This is a genomic window from Streptomyces sp. SBT349 (assembly GCF_001083795.1).
Classification (GTDB): domain Bacteria; phylum Actinomycetota; class Actinomycetes; order Streptomycetales; family Streptomycetaceae; genus Streptomyces.
This window is the reverse complement of the sequence record NZ_LAVK01000605.1, coordinates 1-2,065: the sequence shown is the minus strand read 5'-3', so window position 1 is coordinate 2,065 and position 2,065 is coordinate 1. Positions and strand designations below refer to the sequence as shown.

Sequence of the window (2,065 nt, the reverse complement as noted above, 5' to 3'; positions counted from 1 at the left end):
CACCCCCCCCCCCTCACCCCCGGCCCCAACCCCCTCCACGGCTGCACCACCGGCCTCGACAAACCCCTCTGGGCCGCCCCCCCCCCCCCCCCCGCCGGCCTCACCCTCCACCACACCAGCCCCCACGGCGACATGGGCTTCCCCGGCACCCTCACCACCCGCGTCGACTACACCCTCGACCAGGACGGCGCCCTCCGCATCGACTACCACGCCACCACCGACGCACCCACCGTCGTCAACCTCACCAACCACATCTACTTCAACCTCGCCGGCGAAGGCACCGGAAGCGTCCACGGCCACCGTCTCGCGCTGGCAGCGGGGCGCTACGTGCCGGTGAGCGGCGTCCTCATCCCCACCGGCGAGTTGGCGGACGTCGAGGGCACCCCGTTCGACTTCCGCCGCGCCAAGCCCATCGGCCGCGACATCCGCGAGGGCCACCCCCAGCTGCTCAACGCGCAGGGGTTCGACCACACGCTGGTGCTGGACAAGGGCATCACGGCGGAGCCGGAGCCCGTGGCGACGCTCCACGACCCGGGCTCGGGGCGCGTGATGACGATCTCCACCACGGAGCCCGGCGTGCAGTTCTACAGCGGCAACTTCCTCGACGGCACGCTCACCGGCACCTCGGGCCGCACCTACCGGCAGGGCGACGCGGTGTGCCTGGAGACCCAGCACTTCCCCGACTCCCCCAACCAGCCCGCGTTCCCCAGCACCGTCCTGCGCCCCGGCGAGACCTACCGCTCGACCACGGTGCACGCGTTCGGGGTCCGCTGACCGCGCGCCGGCGCCGGCGCCGGCGCCGGCGCCGGTTCAGGGCATGGCCTCGATCATGACGGCCGGATAGAGCGTCCGCAGTGGCCCGGGATCCGAGGTGATCACGGGCCACTGCCGGGCGGCGGCGAGGTAGGCGACATGGCCGTGGGTGGTCGGCGCGGGGCGGTGGGCGGAACGCAGGATGCCCGAGCCGATGGCGTGCGACTCCTCCAGCGGGGAGAACGCGACCAGGGGGAAGCGCATGATCGCGGTGAGCGCGTCCCTGCCGAACGGCTGGAGGTCGGCGGAGGCGTCGGCGACGCAGGTGGCGGGCGCGAGCAGCGGGATCACATGCTCGTGTGCGGTCGTCAGCAGGGCGCGCATGAAGAGGTCGCCGCGGGCCGCGGCGGCCAGCGCCGAGGTGTCGAGAATGCGCCCGCCTATGGCATCGGCGGTCACGCGGCGTCGATGCCTAGCGCCCGCTCCGCCCACTTCCTGTGCTCGTCACCCGGCGGCCGGTCGCCGAACAGCCGCCGCAGGGTCTCATCCACCGCGGCGAACTCCTCGTCGCGGCGCAGCAGTTCCTGGATGTGCCCCGAGACACTGGGGATGCGGCCGGCGGCCTCGGCCGCCTTCAGCCGCCGCAACTGCTCCTCGGGCAACGAGATCGCCGTCTTCCGCATGGTCATACTTCAGTAGTACCACCCTCGTGGGTGCCGCAACAAGGGTGGGGGTCGGGGATCTCGAACGGCACATAGCCGCCCCCGCGCACCGGCATCAGTCGCAACAGCAGCTCCCCGTCGCGCCACTCGGGCCGCACATGCCCGCGGGTGTCGAGCACGGCGTCCTCGGGCGGCACCACCCCGCCCAGCGCCTCGGCCCGCGCGATCGCCGTCCCGGCGAACAGCTCGCCCAGCGTGAGGCTTCCGGTCAGCGCCCGCCAGCCGGGGAAGACGACGGCCCGCCGCACGGCGGGCCCCTCGGGGAGGTCGGTGGGCTCCTCACCCGCCGCGCGGAGACGCCCCTCGACCGCGTCCGCGACGTCCTCCGCCACGGCGAGGCAGAGCGCGAGCCGCGGCTCGGGGTCCGCGACCGGGTGGGTGAGGGCGTACGCGCCCTCCGGAAGCGGCAGCACGTCCGCCAGCCGGTGCAGCAGGTGATCCGCGTCACGCGTGGTGCGGGCGGTGGCGGCCAGGAGGAACGTTCTCATCCGGGCGATTCTGAGGTCGATGGGCGAGGGGGTGAAGGCGCCCGGAATGCCGGGAGATGAACGTCGCACGGCGGCGGGGCGCCTTCACCCCCTCGCCCATCG

4 protein-coding genes are annotated in these 2,065 nt (G+C 73.8%); 1 reads left to right on the top strand and 3 read right to left on the bottom strand.

Annotated features, from left to right (window positions below; translation table 11 throughout):
* Nucleotides 1-774: aldose epimerase family protein (locus ADY01_RS35130; RefSeq protein ID WP_049580899.1), on the top strand; the 774-nt coding region annotated here is incomplete at its 5' end.
* Between the two features lie 36 nt (nt 775-810).
* Here ADY01_RS35130 and ADY01_RS35125 read toward each other — a convergent pair.
* From ADY01_RS35125 to ADY01_RS35115, 3 genes are read right to left on the bottom strand one after another with little or no spacing between them, the layout of a single operon-like run.
* A complete protein-coding gene (locus tag ADY01_RS35125) occupies nt 811-1,212 on the bottom strand; it encodes a hypothetical protein (protein WP_049580897.1) in 402 nt (133 codons plus the stop codon).
* Nucleotides 1,209-1,442, bottom strand: a complete 234-nt coding sequence (locus ADY01_RS35120) for a hypothetical protein (protein ID WP_159001633.1) — start codon at nt 1,440-1,442, stop codon at nt 1,209-1,211. The genes ADY01_RS35125 and ADY01_RS35120 overlap by 4 nt, the downstream gene beginning before the upstream one ends.
* Nucleotides 1,439-1,963 carry a hypothetical protein gene (locus tag ADY01_RS35115; RefSeq protein ID WP_049580894.1) on the bottom strand — a complete coding sequence of 175 codons (525 nt, stop codon included), beginning with the start codon at nt 1,961-1,963 and terminating at the stop codon, nt 1,439-1,441. The genes ADY01_RS35120 and ADY01_RS35115 overlap by 4 nt, the downstream gene beginning before the upstream one ends.
* Nucleotides 1,964-2,065: the final 102 nt, after the last annotated feature.